This window comes from Pseudomonas indica NBRC 103045, from assembly GCF_002091635.1.
GTDB classification, from domain to species: Bacteria; Pseudomonadota; Gammaproteobacteria; order Pseudomonadales; family Pseudomonadaceae; genus Pseudomonas_M; species Pseudomonas_M indica.
The window spans coordinates 23375-39789 of sequence record NZ_BDAC01000027.1 but is presented as its reverse complement, the minus strand read 5'-3'; the positions used below and the strand labels follow the sequence as shown (position 1 = coordinate 39789).

19 protein-coding genes are annotated in these 16415 nt (G+C 64.7%); 10 read left to right on the top strand and 9 right to left on the bottom strand.

Features of this window, described 5'->3' with window-relative positions; genetic code table 11:
- From PIN01S_RS23390 to PIN01S_RS23370, 5 genes are all read right to left on the bottom strand, one after another.
- Complete coding sequence (locus PIN01S_RS23390; protein WP_084339321.1) at nucleotides 1-864, bottom strand: MBL fold metallo-hydrolase; 864 nt, start codon at nucleotides 862-864, stop codon at nucleotides 1-3.
- A gap of 249 nt (nucleotides 865-1113) precedes the next feature.
- The gene (locus tag PIN01S_RS23385; RefSeq protein ID WP_084339320.1) at nucleotides 1114-1308 is read right to left on the bottom strand and encodes a YgaP family membrane protein; all 195 of its coding nucleotides are present in this window, start codon (nucleotides 1306-1308) and stop codon (nucleotides 1114-1116) included.
- 15 nt (nucleotides 1309-1323) lie between these two features.
- Complete coding sequence (locus PIN01S_RS23380) at nucleotides 1324-1743, bottom strand: YeeE/YedE family protein (protein WP_084339319.1); 420 nt, start codon at nucleotides 1741-1743, stop codon at nucleotides 1324-1326.
- 2 nt (nucleotides 1744-1745) lie between these two features.
- Nucleotides 1746-2180: a YeeE/YedE family protein gene (locus PIN01S_RS23375; protein ID WP_084339318.1), complete on the bottom strand. Its 435-nt coding sequence runs from the start codon at nucleotides 2178-2180 to the stop codon at nucleotides 1746-1748.
- Nucleotides 2177-2500, bottom strand: a complete 324-nt coding sequence (locus PIN01S_RS23370; protein ID WP_084339317.1) for an ArsR/SmtB family transcription factor — start codon at nucleotides 2498-2500, stop codon at nucleotides 2177-2179. The genes PIN01S_RS23375 and PIN01S_RS23370 overlap by 4 nt, the downstream gene beginning before the upstream one ends.
- Before the next feature lie 116 nt (nucleotides 2501-2616).
- Between PIN01S_RS23370 and PIN01S_RS23365 the strand changes: the two genes are divergently transcribed.
- Nucleotides 2617-3072 (top strand): OsmC family protein, encoded by a 456-nt coding sequence (locus PIN01S_RS23365; protein ID WP_084339316.1) that lies wholly within the window; start codon nucleotides 2617-2619, stop codon nucleotides 3070-3072.
- Nucleotides 3073-3129: 57 nt separating this feature from the next.
- Here the strand turns inward: PIN01S_RS23365 and desA are convergent, their stop codons facing one another.
- On the bottom strand, nucleotides 3130-4320 hold the full coding sequence (desA, locus tag PIN01S_RS23360; RefSeq protein ID WP_084339315.1) for a delta-9 fatty acid desaturase DesA: 1191 nt from the start codon (nucleotides 4318-4320) through the stop codon (nucleotides 3130-3132).
- Between the two features lie 154 nt (nucleotides 4321-4474).
- Between desA and dibA the strand changes: the two genes are divergently transcribed.
- Entirely contained in the window at nucleotides 4475-6406 is a 1932-nt protein-coding gene (gene dibA / locus PIN01S_RS23355; RefSeq protein WP_244505999.1) for a phosphodiesterase DibA, read from the top strand.
- Here dibA and PIN01S_RS23350 read toward each other — a convergent pair.
- Nucleotides 6377-7156: a DNA-formamidopyrimidine glycosylase family protein gene (locus PIN01S_RS23350; RefSeq protein ID WP_084339313.1), complete on the bottom strand. Its 780-nt coding sequence runs from the start codon at nucleotides 7154-7156 to the stop codon at nucleotides 6377-6379. The genes dibA and PIN01S_RS23350 overlap by 30 nt on opposite strands.
- A 121-nt stretch (nucleotides 7157-7277) precedes the next feature.
- On the opposite strand from PIN01S_RS23350, the gene PIN01S_RS23345 reads away from it, so the two are divergent.
- The 4 genes from PIN01S_RS23345 to tcyN all read left to right on the top strand — a co-directional run bounded on the left by PIN01S_RS23345 (nucleotide 7278) and on the right by tcyN (nucleotide 10885).
- Nucleotides 7278-8279: a D-cysteine desulfhydrase gene (locus PIN01S_RS23345; RefSeq protein ID WP_084339312.1), complete on the top strand. Its 1002-nt coding sequence runs from the start codon at nucleotides 7278-7280 to the stop codon at nucleotides 8277-8279.
- A gap of 388 nt (nucleotides 8280-8667) precedes the next feature.
- Complete coding sequence (gene tcyJ / locus PIN01S_RS23340; RefSeq protein ID WP_084339311.1) at nucleotides 8668-9468, top strand: cystine ABC transporter substrate-binding protein; 801 nt, start codon at nucleotides 8668-8670, stop codon at nucleotides 9466-9468.
- Nucleotides 9465-10133, top strand: a complete 669-nt coding sequence (gene tcyL, locus PIN01S_RS23335; RefSeq protein WP_084339310.1) for a cystine ABC transporter permease — start codon at nucleotides 9465-9467, stop codon at nucleotides 10131-10133. The genes tcyJ and tcyL overlap by 4 nt, the downstream gene beginning before the upstream one ends.
- Nucleotides 10133-10885 carry an L-cystine ABC transporter ATP-binding protein TcyN gene (gene tcyN, locus PIN01S_RS23330; protein WP_084339309.1) on the top strand — a complete coding sequence of 251 codons (753 nt, stop codon included), beginning with the start codon at nucleotides 10133-10135 and terminating at the stop codon, nucleotides 10883-10885. The genes tcyL and tcyN overlap by 1 nt, the downstream gene beginning before the upstream one ends.
- Before the next feature lie 5 nt (nucleotides 10886-10890).
- Here tcyN and PIN01S_RS23325 read toward each other — a convergent pair whose 3' ends face one another.
- Nucleotides 10891-12081 (bottom strand): trans-sulfuration enzyme family protein, encoded by a 1191-nt coding sequence (locus PIN01S_RS23325; protein WP_084339308.1) that lies wholly within the window; start codon nucleotides 12079-12081, stop codon nucleotides 10891-10893.
- 90 nt (nucleotides 12082-12171) lie between these two features.
- On the bottom strand, nucleotides 12172-12954 hold the full coding sequence (locus PIN01S_RS23320) for a MetQ/NlpA family ABC transporter substrate-binding protein (protein ID WP_084339307.1): 783 nt from the start codon (nucleotides 12952-12954) through the stop codon (nucleotides 12172-12174).
- 339 nt (nucleotides 12955-13293) lie between these two features.
- Here PIN01S_RS23320 and oscA point away from each other — a divergent pair, with 339 nt between their 5' ends.
- The 4 genes from oscA to cysW all read left to right on the top strand — a co-directional run bounded on the left by oscA (nucleotide 13294) and on the right by cysW (nucleotide 16413).
- Nucleotides 13294-13476, top strand: coding sequence for a sulfur starvation response protein OscA (gene oscA / locus PIN01S_RS23315; protein WP_084339306.1), 183 nt, complete (start codon nucleotides 13294-13296; stop codon nucleotides 13474-13476).
- A 152-nt stretch (nucleotides 13477-13628) separates the two neighbouring features.
- Entirely contained in the window at nucleotides 13629-14627 is a 999-nt protein-coding gene (locus tag PIN01S_RS23310) for a sulfate ABC transporter substrate-binding protein (RefSeq protein WP_084339305.1), read from the top strand.
- A gap of 95 nt (nucleotides 14628-14722) precedes the next feature.
- Nucleotides 14723-15541, top strand: coding sequence for a sulfate ABC transporter permease subunit CysT (gene cysT, locus PIN01S_RS23305; RefSeq protein ID WP_084339304.1), 819 nt, complete (start codon nucleotides 14723-14725; stop codon nucleotides 15539-15541).
- 11 nt (nucleotides 15542-15552) lie between these two features.
- Complete coding sequence (gene cysW, locus PIN01S_RS23300; RefSeq protein ID WP_084339303.1) at nucleotides 15553-16413, top strand: sulfate ABC transporter permease subunit CysW; 861 nt, start codon at nucleotides 15553-15555, stop codon at nucleotides 16411-16413.
- Nucleotides 16414-16415 lie beyond the last annotated feature (2 nt).

Genomic DNA, 16415 nt, shown 5'->3' with positions numbered 1-16415 from the left:
TCAGAGCACGTTCAAGGGGATTTTCAGATAGCGGGTGCCGTTGCCCTCGGCGGGCGGCAGCTCACCGGCACGCATGTTCACCTGCACCGACGGCAGGATCAGCGTGGGCATGCCCAGGGTCGCGTCGCGGGCGCTGCGCATGGCGACGAAGTCGTCCTCGCTGACGCCTTCATGGACGTGCACGTTATGCGCACGCTCCTCGGCCACGCTGGTTTGGTAGCGGAAGTCTTCGCGCCCCGGCGCCTTGTAGTCGTGGCACATGAACAGACGGGTGTCGTCGGGCAGCTCGAACAACGTGCGGATCGAGCGGTACAGCACCCGTGCATCGCCACCGGGGAAGTCGCAGCGGGCGGTGCCGTAGTCCGGCATGAACAGGGTGTCGCCGACGAAGGCGGCATCGCCGATCACGTAGGTCATGCACGCCGGGGTGTGACCCGGCGTATGCAGGGCGCGGGCCTCGAGGGTGCCGATGGTGAAGCGGTCGCCGTCGTGGAACAGGTGATCGAACTGGCTGCCGTCGGTGGCGAATTCGCTGCCGGCGTTGAACAGCTTGCCGAAGACGCCCTGGACTACGGTGATGTGGTCGCCGATGGCCAGCCGGCCGCCCAGTTCGCGTTTCAGGTAAGGCGCGGCGGACAGGTGGTCGGCGTGGACGTGGGTCTCCAGCAGCCATTCGACCGTCAGCCCCTGCGCGCGGACATAGGCGATCAGCCGGTCGGCGCTGGCGAAGGAGGTGCGCCCCGCCGCCGGATCGTAGTCGAGTACCGAGTCGACGATGGCGCAGCGCCCGGTGGCGGGGTCGCTGACCACATAGCTGTAGGTGAAGGTGTTCGGATCGAAGAAGGCTTCAACGTGGGGTTGCATGTTCGTCATCCTCAAGAATCGCCGAGCGGGATAATTAAGAAAGAGCGTAACTGTTATTTTGTTCTATGCTTAGAACTTTTATACATATAAGAGGGAAGCCTTCTTCCCCTACGCCCTAAGCCAGCGTAAGTACCTGATTCAAAAGAAAAATAGCGGTGATTCGACGATAGTCGCAGAAGACTGCCAAAAGGATGGCAAGGCGCGACGACCGAGCCAACGCCTCGGTCGTCGTGTGGGTGCAGGCCGGGATCAATGTGGCCGGTTACGGCAGGTGTTCAGCCCGAGCAGCGAATAGGCGGGACAGAAACTGAACAGGCCGGTGGCAAGCGGCACGACGCCGATCCAACCCCACAGACCTATCACACCACTGAGGCTGAGGCCGATCAGGATCAGGCCGGCGGCGATGCGCAGGCCACGGTCGAGGGTTCCAACGTTGGCTTTCATGATGACCTCCAGAGGTCAGTGCGTGCGCCGGCGTTCCAGCGCTGAATACAGCAGCATCCCCGCGACCATGGCCAGGACGAACAGCAGCACCTGCCACTGTCCGGTGAGCAGGATCGCCAGCGCCGGGCCGGGGCAGATACCGGCGATGCCCCAGCCGACGCCGAAGACTAGGCTGCCAACGATCAGACGGCGATCCAGCTCACGCTTGCGCGGTAACTGCATGGGCGCACCCAGCAGCGAACGCTCATGCCGGCGCGCCCAGGCGAACGGCAACAGCGCGGCACCGATGCCACCCACCATCACCAGCGCCAGGGACGGGTCCCAGGCGCCCGCCAGGTCGAGAAACCCCAGCACCTTGGCCGGGTTGGCCATGCCCGCCAGCAGCAGGCCGAGGCCGAACAGCAGGCCGGCGGCGAATGCAGTCAGTTTGCGCATGCTCAGCCCCCGAGAAGATGACGCAGGACAAACACAGTGGCGAAACCGCTGGCCATGAAACACAGGACAGCCACCAGCGAGCGCGGCGACAGCCGGGCCATGCCACAGACACCGTGACCGCTGGTGCAGCCGGCGCCGTAGCGGGTACCGATGCCCACCAGCAGGCCGGCAGCGACCAGCCCCGGCCAGCCGGTCTGGAATTCCACCTCGGGCAGCGAGCCGGACAGCAGCCAGAACAACGGCGCCACCAGCAGGCCGAGCAGGAACAGCGCCTTCTCGCCGCGCCCCTCCGATCCGGGCTCGAGCAGGCTGCCGAGCAACCCGCTGATGCCGGCGATCCGGCCGTTGAAGAGGACGAACGACCCGGCCGCAATGCCGATCAGCAGGCCGCCGGCCAGTGCGCTCCAGGGAGTGAAGTTCGTCCAGTCGATGGTCATGCGTTTTCCTGCCCCTCGCAGAACAGTTGGTACAAGGTATTGATCACGGCCAAGGCTGCCGGGCTGCTGATCCGGTAGAAGATCTGCTTGCCGTCGCGGCGGGTTTCCACCAGGCCTTCGCGGCGCAGCACCGCCAGTTGTTGCGATAGCGTCGGTTGCTGGATGCCGAGCAGGGCCTCCAGGTCGCTGACGTTGCGTTCGCCCTGGGAGAGCTGACAGAGCAGCAGGAGCCGGTCAGGATTGGCCAGGGCCTTGAGCAACTGGCCAGCGGCATCTGCATTGGCGCGCAACTGCTGGATATCGATTTCCGATGAGGTCATGGCGAGCCTTTCAGTTATGTGATTTACAATATATATATTTATAGATTGTTTTCAAGCCGTAGCGGCTCGGCGGTCGAATCGACGCCGGCAAACCGCCATCTGTACTGGAGAATGCAATGAGCGACAACCAACGGATTCACCTGCGCCTGCGGCAGGAAGAGGATTACCGCTGCACCCTGGCGTTCGACGACGGCGTTCCGCCCCTGACCGCCGATGAGCCGCCGCCCCTCGGCCAGGGCCAGGGACCGAGCCCGGTGCAACTGCTGCTGGCGGCGGTCTCCAACTGCCTGACCGACAGCCTGCTGTTCGCCCTGCGCAAGTTCAAGCAGGACGCCGAGCCGCTGTCCGCCCACGCCATCGCGGAGGTCGGGCGCAACGCGGAGAACCGTCTGCGGGTGGTGGGTATCGAGGTGGATCTCAGCCTCGGCAAGCCAGCGGCGGAGATGCAGCACATCCCGCGCATCCTCGATCAGTTCGAGGCGTTCTGCACCGTGTCGCAGAGCGTGGCGGCGGGCATCCCGATCCGCCTGCGGGTATTCGACCGCGACGGCCAGTTGCTGAAAGGCGAGTGAACCCCGGAAAGCAGAACGCCCCGAACCGGTCGGGGCGTTCTGGCGATGCGTCGGCGATCAGGCGATGGCCGGTGCCGGGCGCAGCGAGTAGGTCTTGAGCTGCTCAGCGAATTCGCGCAGCGACTGGATGCCGCTGGCTTCCGCCTCGTGGACCCACTCCTTGATGGCCGCAAGCATGTCGTGGCCGTTGGCGCTGGTCTTGACCCAGATTTGCTGCAGGGCCAGGCGCTTCTCGTAGATCACCTTTAGCGCCTGGCTGTGCGCCAGCATCTCCTGGATGCGCAGTTGATGACGCTCTTCCAGCAGGCTGGTTTCACGCGACAGCAGACGCTTGGCACGATGGAACAGATGGCGGACCGATTCGTCGGCCTTCGCCAGTTCTTGCTTCACCAGCGGCGCGATCACCAGCTTGCGGTACTGCGCCATGATCTGGAAACGGTTGTTGAGGATGGCCATGGCGGTGTCCATGTCCAGCTGGCCCTTGCCTTCCACACGGTGGGCGATGGGCGCCACGCGGGCGACCTTGGCCAGGCCGAACAGGCTGAACAGCTTGATCCAGGCGAAGCCGATATCGAACTCCCACTTCTTCACCGACAGCTTGGCCGAGTTCGGGTAGGTGTGGTGGTTGTTGTGCAGCTCTTCGCCACCGATCAGGATGCCCCAGGGCACCAGGTTGGTCGCGGCGTCGCGGCATTCGAAGTTGCGGTAGCCCACGGCATGGCCGAGGCCGTTGATCACGCCGGCCGCCCAGAACGGAATCCAGATCATCTGCACGGCCCAGACGGTCAGGCCGAGGGCGCCGAACAGCGCCAGGTCGATCAGCGCCATCAGGGTCACGCCCAGGTTCGGGTAACGGCTGTAGACGTTGCGCTCGATCCAGTCCTCGGGGCAGTTCTTGCCGTAGATACGCAGGGTGTCCTCGTTCTTCGCCTCTTCCTTGTACAGCTCGGCGCCCTTGCGCATCACGGTGGACAGGCCCTTGATCACCGGGCTGTGCGGATCGTCCACGGTTTCGCACTTGGCGTGGTGCTTGCGGTGGATGGCGGTCCATTCGCGGGTGTTCATGGCGGTGGTCATCCACAGCCAGAAGCGGAAGAAGTGCTTGAGCGCGGGGTGCAGTTCCAGTGCGCGGTGCGCGGAGTAACGATGAAGATAAACAGTGACGCTGACGATGGTGATATGGGTCAGTACCAGGGTGACCGCCACCAGTTGCCACGGTGACAGATCGAGAAAACCGTTGTACCACATGCGGGTATTGCCCTCGGAGGATGGAAACGCAGCTTGTCGAACAAGCACCGCCGCATTATCACTGACCGGGGCCAGAAAACCAGTCCGTCTTTTAGATAAGACAGGGCACTGTGCCATCACGCTATACTCGCCGCATGCCCGCAGGACTACCCCCTTGAAAAAACTCCAGCAGAGCGCGTTGCGCATCAGCCTGATCTATCTCGCCTTCGCGAGCTTCTGGATTCTTTTCAGCGACGGCATCGTCCTGTGGCTGGCCGGCGACACCAGACGGCTGGCCGAATGGCAGACCGCCAAGGGGCTGCTCTTCGTCGCCGCCTCCAGCGCCTTGCTGTACAGCCTGATCAGGCTGAACCTGGGCCGCGTGACGCAACTGCTCAAGGCCCGGCTCAACCATGAAAGCCGCCTGCGCCAGGCCGCCGCCGTGTTCGAGAGCACCCAGGAAGGCGTGCTGGTGGCCGACAAGAACAACCGCATCGTCCACGTGAACCCGGCCTTCAGCCGCATCACCGGCTACGCGGCGAAGGAAGTGCTGGGCCAGAACCCGAGCCTGCTGAAGTCCGGCCGCCACGACCGGCAGTTCTACGAAGAAATGTGGCAAACCTTGCAGCGCCAGGGCTTCTGGAGCGGCGAGGTGTGGAACCGGCGCAAGAGCGGCGAGGTGTATCCACAATGGCACTGCATCCGGGTCATCCATGACGAGGCCGGCGTGCCCAGCCACTATGTCGCGGTGTTTTCCGATCTCAGCGCGATCCGGCATTCGCAGAGCGAACTGAACCACCTGGCCAACTACGACCCACTTACCGACCTGCCGAACCGCCTGCTGTTCAGCGAACGGATCGAACAGGCCCTGCAGCGCCAGCAGCCGGACAGACCGGGCGGCGCGCTGCTGCTGATCGACCTCGACCACTTCAAGCACATCAACGAAAGCCTCGGCCACAGCGTCGGCGATCAGCTTTTGAAGGCTGTGGCAGAGCGCTTCGCCAACCTCCAGAGCGGCTCCACCACCCTGGCCCGCCTGGGTGGCGACGAGTTCGGCCTGCTCTGCGAAGACCTGGACCAGGCCGCCCAGGCCGGGGCGAAGGCCCAGCGGCTGCTCGATCTGATGAGTGCCCCGTTCAACCTGAACGGCCAGGAGTTCTTCATCGGCGCCAGCGTGGGCATCAGCCTGTTCCCGACGGACGGACAGAATGTCGATCAACTGCTGCGCAACGCCGACTCGGCCCTGTTCAAGGCCAAGAGCAGCGGGCGCGAGTCCTATGCCTTCTACACCCAGGAGCTGACCCAGCAGGCGCGGCAACGCATCGAGCTGGCCGCGGCCCTGCGCCACGCGCTGGAGAACGATGAGCTGCGCGTCTATTACCAGCCGATCCATGACCTGGAGAGCGGCCGGGTGGTGGGCGTGGAATCCCTGGTGCGCTGGGAACATCCGGAGCGCGGACTGGTCCCGCCGGGGGAATTCATCCCGATCGCCGAAGAAGGCGGCCTGATCGGCGCCATCGACCTGTGGGTGCTGGAACAGGCCTGTCGGCAGATGCGCCAGTGGCAGCAGACCGGGATCATGCTGCAGTTCATCGCGGTGAACATTTCCAGCCGCCTGTTCGGCCGTGCCGAGCTGGACGCACGGGTCGCCCAGGTCCTGGAAGAGACCGGCCTGTCCCCCTCCTGCCTGGAGCTGGAAGTCACCGAAAGCGCGGTGATGGACAACCCCGATGCCGCGCTGGAACTGCTCGAACGCCTGCATCGCCTGGGCGTGCGCCTGTCCATCGACGACTTCGGCACCGGCTACTCCTCGCTGCAACGTCTCAAGCGCCTGCCGGTACACAAGCTGAAGATCGACCAGGGCTTCGTCGCCGGCCTGCCGGACGACAGCGAGGACGCCGCCATCACCCGCGCCGTCATCGGCCTGGCGCACAATCTGGGCCTCAGCGTCCTGGCCGAGGGGATCGAGCAGCCGGAACAGGCGCTGTTCCTGCTTCAGCACCGTTGCGAACTGGGCCAGGGCTACTGGTTCGGCCGCCCGCAGCCAGCCGAGCGGCTGCGCCTGAAGCCCCACCCGCTACCCGCCTTCTGGGCCGACAACATCTGAATCGGCCGGCACCGCCAGGCGATAGAGCTTCTGGCAGCGCTCGCAGAAGAAGCTGCGTCGCCGCGTCTTGCCCAGGTACTCCTTGACCAACGGAATCCGGCAGTGCGGGCAGACCGTCCGGGTGTGCACCAGCCAGTGCCGCTTGAGTACGAAAGCCTTCTTCCAGGCGAGGAATTCGAAGCTGTACTGCCGCACCTGCTCCACCAGCGCACGCAACTTGACTGGCGGCAGCGCACCAACCTGCGACAGCGGATGGACGCGGATACGGAACAGCACTTCGTTCTTGATGATGTTGCCGGACCCGGCGAACAGCGTCTGGTCGAGCAACGCGTCGCAGGCCAGCAGGGCGGGACGTTCGCGTAGCTTGCGCCGGGCCGCCGCGGCATCCCACTGGTCGGCCATGACGTCCGTGCGCCAGTCGTAGAGGTCGTCCAGGCGGCCTTCGAGGAATTGCACGGAGCAGGCATAGAAGTTCAGCTCGCCGTTGGCGAAGCCCAGGCTCAGGCGTGGCGAGCGGTTTTCCTTGCGCGCGTCGATGCTGTAGCTGCCGAACAGCAGGAAGTGAATCCGCAGCACGAAGCCCGGCAACTGGACGAGGAAGTGCTTGCCCCAGCTGCGCATGTCCAGCACCGGCTGGCCGACCAGCCGTGCCTTGTCCTGGGTAGTATTGCCCTCGACATGCAGGATGGTCTCGCCGACGAACCGGGCGGTCTCCTCCCGCAGGATGACAATGGAAGGCCCTTCGGGCATGGCACGCGCCTTTCTCCGCCTGTTTCAGGTAGGAGCCGTGCGGGTCCTGGACGTTCCGTCCTGTCTGCTCCCGGCTGGGCTACCTTTTATGCGATCCCACTGTCCCATCGCGAGACCCGCCATGCCCTTTCCCCGTCTTTCCGACTTCCCTCGCCTGCCCCTGCTCGGACCACCCACCGCGCTGGAAAAACTCGAACGGCTTTCCGCCCACCTCGGGCGGGCGGTCTATGTGAAACGGGACGACACCACGCCCTTCGCCCTCGGCGGCAACAAGGTACGCAAGCTGGAATACCTGGCCGCCGACGCCTTGCGCAGCGGCGCCGACACCCTGCTCACCGCCGGCGCCATCCAGTCCAACCACGTGCGCCAGACCGCCGCCGTGGCCGCGCGGCTCGGGCTGGGTTGCGTCGCGCTGCTGGAGAACCCCATCGGCAGCGACGACGCCAACTACCTGGGCAACGGCAACCGCCTGCTGCTCGACCTGTTCGGCGCCGAGGTGGTGGCGGTGGACAACCTGGACAACGCCGACGACCTGCTCGAAGCCCACGCCGAACGCCTGCGCACATTGGGGCGCAAGCCGTACCTCGTGCCAATCGGTGGGTCCAGCCCCCTCGGTGCCCTGGGCTACGTGCGTGCCGGACTGGAACTGGCCGAACAGATCGCCGCCTGCGGCGAGTCGTTCTCCGCCGTGGTGCTGGCCTCCGGCAGCGCCGGCACCCACGCCGGACTGGCACTGGCCTTGGCACAGGTGCGCCCGGAGCTGCCGGTGATCGGCGTCACCGTCTCGCGCAGCGCGGCGGCCCAGCAGCCAAAAGTCGAAGGGCTGGCGCAACGCACCGCCGACCTGCTCGGCAGCCCGCTGCCGGCAGCGTTCCGTGTCGAACTGTGGGACGAGTATTTCGGACCGCGCTACGGCGAACCGAACGAGCGCACCCTGGAGGCGATCCGCCTGGTGGCAAGCCAGGAGGGTTTGTTGCTGGACCCGGTGTACACCGGCAAGGCGTTCGCCGGCCTGCTCGACGGCATCGCCCGCCAGCGCTTCCCCGGCGACGGGCCGCTGCTGTTCCTCCACACCGGCGGTGCTCCGGCGCTGTTCGCCTATCGTCCGGCCAGTGGCGCGTAGGCTCTACCCCCTCTCCCCCGGCCCCTCTCCCGTAAACGGGAGAGGGGAGATTCGCGCCGCCCGCTGTAATGAATTGATCCGGACACCCGGCCATTTGCCTGTGAGATCAGTACCTATGCCTCGTCAGGCGGAATCATGGTGTAGGGGCGAATTCATTCGCCCGGCGAGGCGCGGATCGGGCGAATGAATCGCCCCTACAAAGCCAGCGCAGGCAGGCCCCAAATTGGCTGGCCAGAACGAGGTATTCGCCTAGTCTGTCTATGTATTCGTGCGACCTATCGCACGACGTTATTCGAAAAAGAAATAACCAGATCGCTTTTAACCATTTCAGCGCATATGCCGCTTTTGCCTATAGTGGCGTCACCCAACGCTTCACCCAGGAGGCTCCATGACGTTCGCTACATTCCGTCGTCCCCTGCTGCTCGCCAGCCTGACCGCCATCCTCGCGGCCGGGTTCGCCGGCCTGGCCAGCGCCGCCGATGACCTGCTCAAGGACATCCAGCAGCGCGGCAGCATCAAGATCGGCCTGGAGGGTACCTACCCGCCGTTCAACTACCAGGACGAGAACGGCAAGCTGACCGGTTTCGAAGTGGAACTCGCCGAGGCGCTGGCCAAGGAGCTGGGAATCAAGGCCGAGTTCCAGCCGACAAAGTGGGACGGCATCCTCGCCGCCCTCGAATCCAAGCGGCTGGACGTGGTGATCAACCAAGTGACCATCTCCGAGGAGCGCAAGAAGAAATACGACTTCTCCGCGCCCTACACCGTGTCCGGCATCCAGGCGCTGACCCGCAAGGGCCAGGAGGACAGCATCAAGAGTGCCCAGGACCTGGCCGGCAAGAAGGTCGGCGTCGGGCTCGGCACCAACTACGAGCAATGGCTGAAAGAGAACGTCCCGCAGGCGGATATCCGCACCTATGACGATGACCCGACCAAGTTCCAGGACTTGGCTGTCGGACGCCTGGACGTGGTGCTGGTGGATCGTCTGGCGGCCTTCGAGATGGTGAAGAAGACCGGCGGCCGCCTGGCCGTGGCCGGCGAGCCGTTCTCCCGCCAGGAAGCCGGCATCGCCCTGCGCAAGGGCAACCCCGAACTGCTCGCCGCCCTCGATAAGGCCATCGCCACGCTGCGCGAAAACGGCACCCTCGAACGACTCTCCGAGAAATGGTTCCAGGCTGACGTGACGCAATGATCGAAACCAGCCTGCAGCTTGCGCTGGACTCCGCGCCCTTCCTGCTGAAGGGCGCCCTCTACACGGTGATTCTCAGCCTCGGCGGCATGTTCTTCGGCCTGCTGCTCGGCTTCATCCTGGCCCTGACCCGGCTCTACGCCGTCGCCCCGTTGCGCGGCGTGGCGCGGGTGTACGTGTCGTTCTTCCGGGGCACGCCGCTGCTGGTCCAGTTGTTCATGATCTACTACGGCCTGCCGCAGCTGGGCATCCAACTAGAGCCGCTGCCGGCCGCGCTGATCGGCTTCTCGCTGAACATGGCCGCCTACACCTCGGAAATCCTTCGGGCCGCCATCGCCTCCATCGACCGCGGACAATGGGAGGCCGCCGCCAGCATCGGCATGAGCAAGGTCCAGGCGCTGTACCGGGCGATCCTGCCCCAGGCCGCACGCACCGCCCTGCCGCCGCTGGGCAACAGCTTCATCTCGCTGGTCAAGGACACCGCGCTGGCTGCCACCATCCAGGTGCCCGAGCTGTTCCGCCAGGCGCAGTTGATCACCGCGCGAACCTTCGAGATTTTCACCATGTACCTGGCGGCGGCGCTGATCTACTGGCTGCTGGCGACCGTGCTGTCGCACTTCCAGGGCCGCCTGGAAGCCCGGGTCAACCGCCATGAGCAGGACGCCTGATGATTTCCATCCGTAACCTGAGCAAAGCCTTCAAGGGCCAGAGCGTCCTCCAGGGCATCGACCTGGACGTGCAGCCCGGCGAAGTGGTCGCCATCATCGGCCCCAGCGGCTCCGGCAAGACCACCCTGCTGCGCTGCCTCAACCTGCTGGAGGAACCCAGCGGCGGGCGTATCCAGGTCGGCGGTATCGAGATCGATGCCGACCGTCCCCTCGGGCCGCAGCAAGGGCTGATCCGCAAACTGCGCCAACACGTCGGTTTCGTCTTTCAGAATTTCAATCTATTCCCGCACCGTACGGCCCTGGAGAACGTCATCGAAGGCCCGGTGCATGTGAAGAAGGAGCCGCGCGAGCGTGCCGTTGAGCGCGGCCGCGCCCTGTTGGCCAAGGTCGGCCTGGCGGGCAAGGAAGACGCCTACCCGAAGCGCCTCTCCGGCGGCCAGCAGCAGCGCGTGGCGATCGCCCGGGCGCTGGCCATGGAGCCGGATGTGATCCTCTTCGACGAACCCACTTCGGCACTGGACCCGGAGCTGGTGGGCGAAGTGCTCGCCACCATTCGCAGTCTCGCCGAGGAACGCCGCACCATGGTCATCGTCACCCATGAGATGAGCTTCGCCCGTGATGTGGCCAACCGGGCGATCTTCCTCGACAAGGGCGTGATCATCGAACAGGGCGACGCTCGCCAGTTATTCAGTGCGCCACGCGAAGAGCGCACCCGGCAGTTTCTGAGCAAGTTTCTCGGCGACGCACGCTGAGAAAGTCAGAGCGCGTCCAGCGCCTGCACAAAATCCGCAACAATGTCTGCCGCGTCCTCGATACCCACCGAGACGCGGATGGTGCCGTCGTGGATATCCAGCTCGGCCAGGGCCTCGGGCGACAGGGCGCGGTGCGAGGTCTTGCCGGGGTGGCTGATGCTGCTGGCAACGCCGGCCAAGGACGGCGCGAAGGCGGTGTGCCGCAGCCCGCGCATCAGCCGGTCCACTTCGTCCAACCCACCGTGCAGGGTGAAGCTGAGCATGCCCGAGCAACCCTTGCCGAACAGGCGCCGGGCCAAGTCGTGGTCGGGGTGCGAGGCGAGCCCCGGGTAGTGCACCTTGGCCACCCGCGGGTGCGCTTCCAGCGCCTCGGCCAACGCCTGGGCGTTGCGCGAGTGGGCCTGCATGCGCAAGGCCAGCGTCTTGGCGCCGCGGAAGGTCAGCCAGGCCTCGAATGGGCTGGCACTGCCGCCGGCATTGATCTGGAAGCGTCGAGCCTGGGCGATCCAATCGGCATCGCCGACCAGGATGCCGCCGGTGGCGTCGCTATGGCCGTTGAGGTACTTGGTGGTGCTGTGCAGCACCAGATCGGCGCCGTCGGCCAGCGGCCGGTACAGCGCCGGCGAGAGGAAGGTGTTGTCCACCAGCAGCTTGAGGCCATGGGCTTTGGCCAGCGCTGCCAGGGCCGGCACGTCGCTCACCCGCACCAGGGGATTGGAAGCCGTCTCGGTGTAGATCAGGCGCGTCGCCGGGGTGATCGCCGCCTTCACCGCGTCGAGGTCGCCGATGTCCACCAGGGTAGAGGCGATGCCGAAACGGCTCAGTTCTTTCTCGATCAGGCTCTGGGTGGTGCCATACAGCTCGCGGCTGGCGATCAGGTGGTCGCCCGCGCTCAGCAGGCCAAGCAGCGCGGCGCTGATGGCGGCCATGCCGGAAGCGGAGAACAAGGCCGCCTCGCCGCCCTCCAGGTCGCGCACCAGCATTTCCAGCGCCGCCTGGTTGGGGTTGCCGATGCGGGTGTACATGTAGTTGTCCGGGTTGCCGGCGAGGAAATCGTCGACCTGTGCCAGGCTGTCGTAGACGAATACCGAGGTTTCGTAGATCGGCAGGCTCTTGGCCCGGGTGACCATGTGCTGGTCGATGTCGTTGCCGCTGTGCACGGCACGGGTGGAGACGCCGAGGGGACGTTCGGACATGGGAGGCTCCGCTGCGCAGAAAAAAAGACGCCGACGATCATAGCGCTCGCCGGCGTGAGGAGTAGCACGGAATACGCCGCGCATGGGAGATCAGAACGCCGGCACCACCGCACCGGCATAACGGCTTTCGATGAAGGCTTTCACTTCGGGACTGGTCAGGGCCGCGGAAAGCTTTTTCAACGCCTCGCTGTCCTTGTTGTCCGGCCGCGCCACCAGATAGTTCACGTAGGGCGAGGTACTGTCTTCGATGACCAGGGCATCCCTGGCCGGATTGAGCTTGGCTTCCAGCGCGTAGTTGGTGTTGATCAGCGCCAGGTCCACCTGGTCCAGCACACGCGGCAGCAGGGCCGCTTCCAGCTCCTTGAACTTGAACCCCTTGGGATTCGCGGCGATGTCCTTGGGCGTCGCCAGGGCGTTGTCCGGGTCCTTCAGCGTCAGCAGACCGGCCTTTTGCAACAGCAACAGTGCGCGGCCGCTATTGCTGCCCTCGTTGGGGATGGCGATGGTGGCGCCCTCCGGCAATTGCTCGAGCGAGGTGTAGCGACGCGAGTAGCCGCCGAACGGCTCCACGTGCACGCCCTGGACGATCACCAGATGGGTGCCTTTGCCGGCGTTGAAGTTGTCCAGGTAAGGCTTGGTCTGGAAATAGTTGGCATCGAGGCGCTTCTGATCCACCTGCAGGTTCGGTTGCACGTAGTCGGTGAAGACCTTCACCTCCAGATCGATACCCTCCTTCGCCAGCTGCGGCTTGATCAGTTCGAGGATTTCCGCATGCGGCACCGGCGTCGCGGCCACGCTCAGTTTTTCCCCGGCAGCCGCCAGGCCAGCGGATAACGCAGCCGCCAGGGCTGTCAGAAGCAACGTTTTTTTCATCGAAGAATCCTTCTCGTCAGTTCAGCCGCGCCATGCGACCGGATAGAGGAAGCCGGCAATTGAGGGAGCCGGGTGAGGCTGGACGATACGGGTATTTGTTATTCCACATAAATACTATTTATTCATTTTTATATTCTAAATAGATATTAAAAGGTGCCCTAACAGCCTGAAACGGTTTCAATCCGCGCTGTAGTTCCCTCTGCATCTGCTAATTTCTATTAGTTATATAAAAATTCATAAACAGTATTTTTAAGAATATTCGAAGTCCTCCTACTATCCGCTCCACGCCGGTCGCCCGGCTCAGCCTTTGCACAAGCGCAACCCAACAGGAGCGACACCATGAGCGCGACGACCCTTCGCAGCCTGGAAGGCCAGGACGAGGAAAGCATCCTGCGCGAAATCCGCAGTGCCCTGCGCGGCCTGCGGTTCGGCTCGGTGGAAATCACCGTGCACAACGCCCAGGTGGTGCAGATCGAGCGGAAGGAAAAAATCCGCCTGCAGGCACCGACCAAGCAATCCTGACGTAACCCACAAGCCCGACTGGACAACCGGAGGGCGTGACCATGAAACCGAGCCTACGCATGAACACGCACCGGTACTGCAGCTGTCGACCGCGAATGCGGCCTTGACCAAGCCCCTAGCCAACACACCAATAAGTTTTCAGGAGCTGCACCATGTCCATTCGCCGTTTCGCCCTGGCTACCCTGGCCAGTGCTTTCATCGCCGCGCCCGCGCTGGCCGCGACAGAAATACTCAACGTTTCCTACGACCCCACCCGCGAGCTGTACCAGGCGTTCAACGCCGCGTTCAATAAACACTGGCAGGCCGAAGGCCACGAACCGGTAACAGTCCAGCAGTCCCACGGCGGCTCCGGCAAGCAGGCCCGTGCCGTGATCGATGGCCTGCGTGCCGACGTGGTCACCCTGGCCCTGGCCGGCGACATCGACGAGTTGCACAAGCTCGGCAACCTGATTCCCGAGGACTGGCAGAGTCGCCTGCCCGACGCCAGCACCCCCTACACCTCCACCATCGTGTTCCTGGTGCGCAAGGGCAACCCGAAAGGCATCGAGGACTGGGACGACCTGGTCAAGCCCGGCGTGGAAGTGATCACCCCGAACCCGAAAACCTCCGGCGGCGCCCGCTGGAACTTCCTCGCCGCCTGGGCCTTCGCACAGCAGAAATACGGCAGCGAGGAGCAGGCCAAGGCCTTCGTCGAGAAGCTCTACAAGAACGTCCCGGTGCTGGACACCGGCGCCCGCGGCTCGACCATCACCTTCGTCAACAACCAGATCGGCGACGTCCTGCTGGCCTGGGAGAACGAGGCCTTCCTGGCGCTCAAGGAACAGGGCGGCGAGCACTTCGAGATCGTCGCGCCGAGCCTGTCGATCCTCGCCGAACCGCCGGTGGCGGTAGTCGACAAGAACGTCGAGAAGAAAGGCACCCGGGCGGTCGCCGAGGCCTACCTGAACTACCTCTACAGCGAGGAAGGCCAGCGCATCGCCGCGCAGAACTTCTACCGTCCGCGCAACGAGAAGGTCGCCGCCGAGTTCGCCAGCCAGTTCCCGCCGTTGAAGCTGGTCACCATCGACGGCGCCTTCGGCGGTTGGAAGCAGGCCCAGCCGAAGTTCTTCAACGACGGCGGCGTGTTCGACCAGATCTACCAGGCGCAATAAGAGCAGCCGCAAGCGACAAGCCTCTAGCTGCAAGCGGGTTTGTCGCTGTGGCACCTACGTGTCGCTTGCAGCTTGGCTGCTTCCGCTGAGGTTTTATGTCCCGCCGCATCTCCCCCGTCATACCCGGCTTCGGGCTGACGCTGGGTTACACCCTGGTGTATCTCAGCCTGTTGGTGCTGATTCCCCTGGGTGCGCTGTTCCTCAAGACCACCCAGCTGAGCTGGGAGCAATTCATCGCCGTGATCGGCGCGCCGCGCGTCCTGGCGGCGCTGCGCCTGAGCTTCGGCACCGCGTTGCTGGCCGCCGTGCTCAACGGTGTGATCGGCACCCTGCTGGCCTGGGTGCTGGTGCGCTACCGCTTCCCCGGTCGCAAGCTGATCGAAGCCATGATCGACCTGCCGTTCGCCCTGCCTACGGCGGTCGCCGGCATCGCCCTGGCGGCCCTGTACGCACCGGCCGGGCCGGTGGGCCGCATCGCCACCGAGCTGGGTTTCAAGATCGCCTACACCCCGCTGGGCATCACCCTGGCGCTGACCTTCGTCACCCTGCCCTTCGTGGTGCGGACCCTGCAACCGGTGCTCGCCGACATTCCCCGGGAAGTCGAGGAAGCCGCGTCCTGCCTGGGCGCCAAGCCCTGGCAGGTGTTCCGCCACGTGCTGCTGCCGGCACTGCTGCCAGCCTGGCTGACCGGCTTCGCCCTGGCCTTCGCCCGCGGTGTCGGCGAGTACGGCTCGGTGATCTTCATCGCCGGCAACATGCCGATGAAGACCGAGATCCTGCCGCTGCTGATCATGGTCAAGCTGGACCAATACGACTATGCCGGCGCCACCGCCATCGGCGTGCTGATGCTGGTGGTCTCCTTCCTCCTGCTGCTGCTGATCAACCTGCTGCAGCGACGCATTTCCACCCCCTGAGGAGGCCCATCATGTCATCCCTCACCCTGACCGCCGCCTCTTCGGCCCAGGCCATCCGCCGCAGTCGGACATGGGGCCGGCGACTGCTGATCGCCGGCGCCTGGCTGGTGTTCGCCCTGTTCCTGCTGCTGCCATTGCTGGTGGTGCTGGCCGAGGCACTGAAGCAGGGCTTCGGCACTTTCTTCTCCGCCCTTCTCGAGCCGGACGCCCTCGCCGCGCTGAAACTCACGCTGATCGCCGTGGGCATCTCGGTCCCGCTGAACATGCTGTTCGGCGTGGCCGCCGCCTGGTGCGTGAGCAAGTACGAATTCCGCGGCAAGAGCCTGCTGGTCACCCTGATCGACCTGCCGTTCTCGGTGTCGCCGGTGATCGCCGGCCTGATCTACGTGCTGATGTTCGGCGCCCAGGGCTGGTTCGGGCCCTGGCTGCGCGAGCACGACATCCAGATCGTCTTCGCCGTGCCGGGGATCGTCCTCGCCACCCTGTTCGTCACCGTGCCCTTCGTCGCCCGCGAGCTGATCCCGCTGATGCAGGAGCAGGGCACCCAGGAGGAAGAAGCCGCGCGCCTGCTTGGCGCCAATGGCTGGCAGATGTTCTGGCACGTCACCCTGCCGAACATCCGCTGGGGCCTGATCTACGGCGTGGTGCTCTGCACCGCCCGCGCCATGGGCGAGTTCGGCGCGGTGTCGGTGGTCTCCGGGCATATCCGCGGGGTCACCAACACGCTGCCGCTGCACGTCGAGATTCTTTACAACGAATACAACCACGTCGCCGCCTTCAGCGTCGCCAGCCTGTTGCTGCTGCTGGCGCTGTTCATCCTGCTGCTCAAGCAGTGGAGCGAACGCCACGTGAATGCCAACCGCGGGGAATGAGC

Excerpts from the sequence above, each read along its gene's own strand:
- PIN01S_RS23390 (WP_084339321.1), bottom strand. The coding sequence starts at position 864 with ATGCAACCCCACGTTGAAGCCTTCTTCGATCCGAACACCTTCACCTAC.
- PIN01S_RS23385 (WP_084339320.1), bottom strand. The coding sequence starts at position 1,308 with ATGAAAGCCAACGTTGGAACCCTCGACCGTGGCCTGCGCATCGCCGCC.
- PIN01S_RS23380 (WP_084339319.1), bottom strand. The coding sequence starts at position 1,743 with ATGCGCAAACTGACTGCATTCGCCGCCGGCCTGCTGTTCGGCCTCGGC.
- PIN01S_RS23375 (WP_084339318.1), bottom strand. The coding sequence starts at position 2,180 with ATGACCATCGACTGGACGAACTTCACTCCCTGGAGCGCACTGGCCGGC.
- PIN01S_RS23370 (WP_084339317.1), bottom strand. The coding sequence starts at position 2,500 with ATGACCTCATCGGAAATCGATATCCAGCAGTTGCGCGCCAATGCAGAT.
- PIN01S_RS23365 (WP_084339316.1), top strand. The coding sequence starts at position 2,617 with ATGAGCGACAACCAACGGATTCACCTGCGCCTGCGGCAGGAAGAGGAT.
- desA (WP_084339315.1), bottom strand. The coding sequence starts at position 4,320 with ATGTGGTACAACGGTTTTCTCGATCTGTCACCGTGGCAACTGGTGGCG.
- PIN01S_RS23350 (WP_084339313.1), bottom strand. The coding sequence starts at position 7,156 with ATGCCCGAAGGGCCTTCCATTGTCATCCTGCGGGAGGAGACCGCCCGG.
- PIN01S_RS23345 (WP_084339312.1), top strand. The coding sequence starts at position 7,278 with ATGCCCTTTCCCCGTCTTTCCGACTTCCCTCGCCTGCCCCTGCTCGGA.
- tcyJ (WP_084339311.1), top strand. The coding sequence starts at position 8,668 with ATGACGTTCGCTACATTCCGTCGTCCCCTGCTGCTCGCCAGCCTGACC.
- tcyL (WP_084339310.1), top strand. The coding sequence starts at position 9,465 with ATGATCGAAACCAGCCTGCAGCTTGCGCTGGACTCCGCGCCCTTCCTG.
- tcyN (WP_084339309.1), top strand. The coding sequence starts at position 10,133 with ATGATTTCCATCCGTAACCTGAGCAAAGCCTTCAAGGGCCAGAGCGTC.
- PIN01S_RS23325 (WP_084339308.1), bottom strand. The coding sequence starts at position 12,081 with ATGTCCGAACGTCCCCTCGGCGTCTCCACCCGTGCCGTGCACAGCGGC.
- PIN01S_RS23320 (WP_084339307.1), bottom strand. The coding sequence starts at position 12,954 with ATGAAAAAAACGTTGCTTCTGACAGCCCTGGCGGCTGCGTTATCCGCT.
- oscA (WP_084339306.1), top strand. The coding sequence starts at position 13,294 with ATGAGCGCGACGACCCTTCGCAGCCTGGAAGGCCAGGACGAGGAAAGC.
- PIN01S_RS23310 (WP_084339305.1), top strand. The coding sequence starts at position 13,629 with ATGTCCATTCGCCGTTTCGCCCTGGCTACCCTGGCCAGTGCTTTCATC.
- cysT (WP_084339304.1), top strand. The coding sequence starts at position 14,723 with ATGTCCCGCCGCATCTCCCCCGTCATACCCGGCTTCGGGCTGACGCTG.
- cysW (WP_084339303.1), top strand. The coding sequence starts at position 15,553 with ATGTCATCCCTCACCCTGACCGCCGCCTCTTCGGCCCAGGCCATCCGC.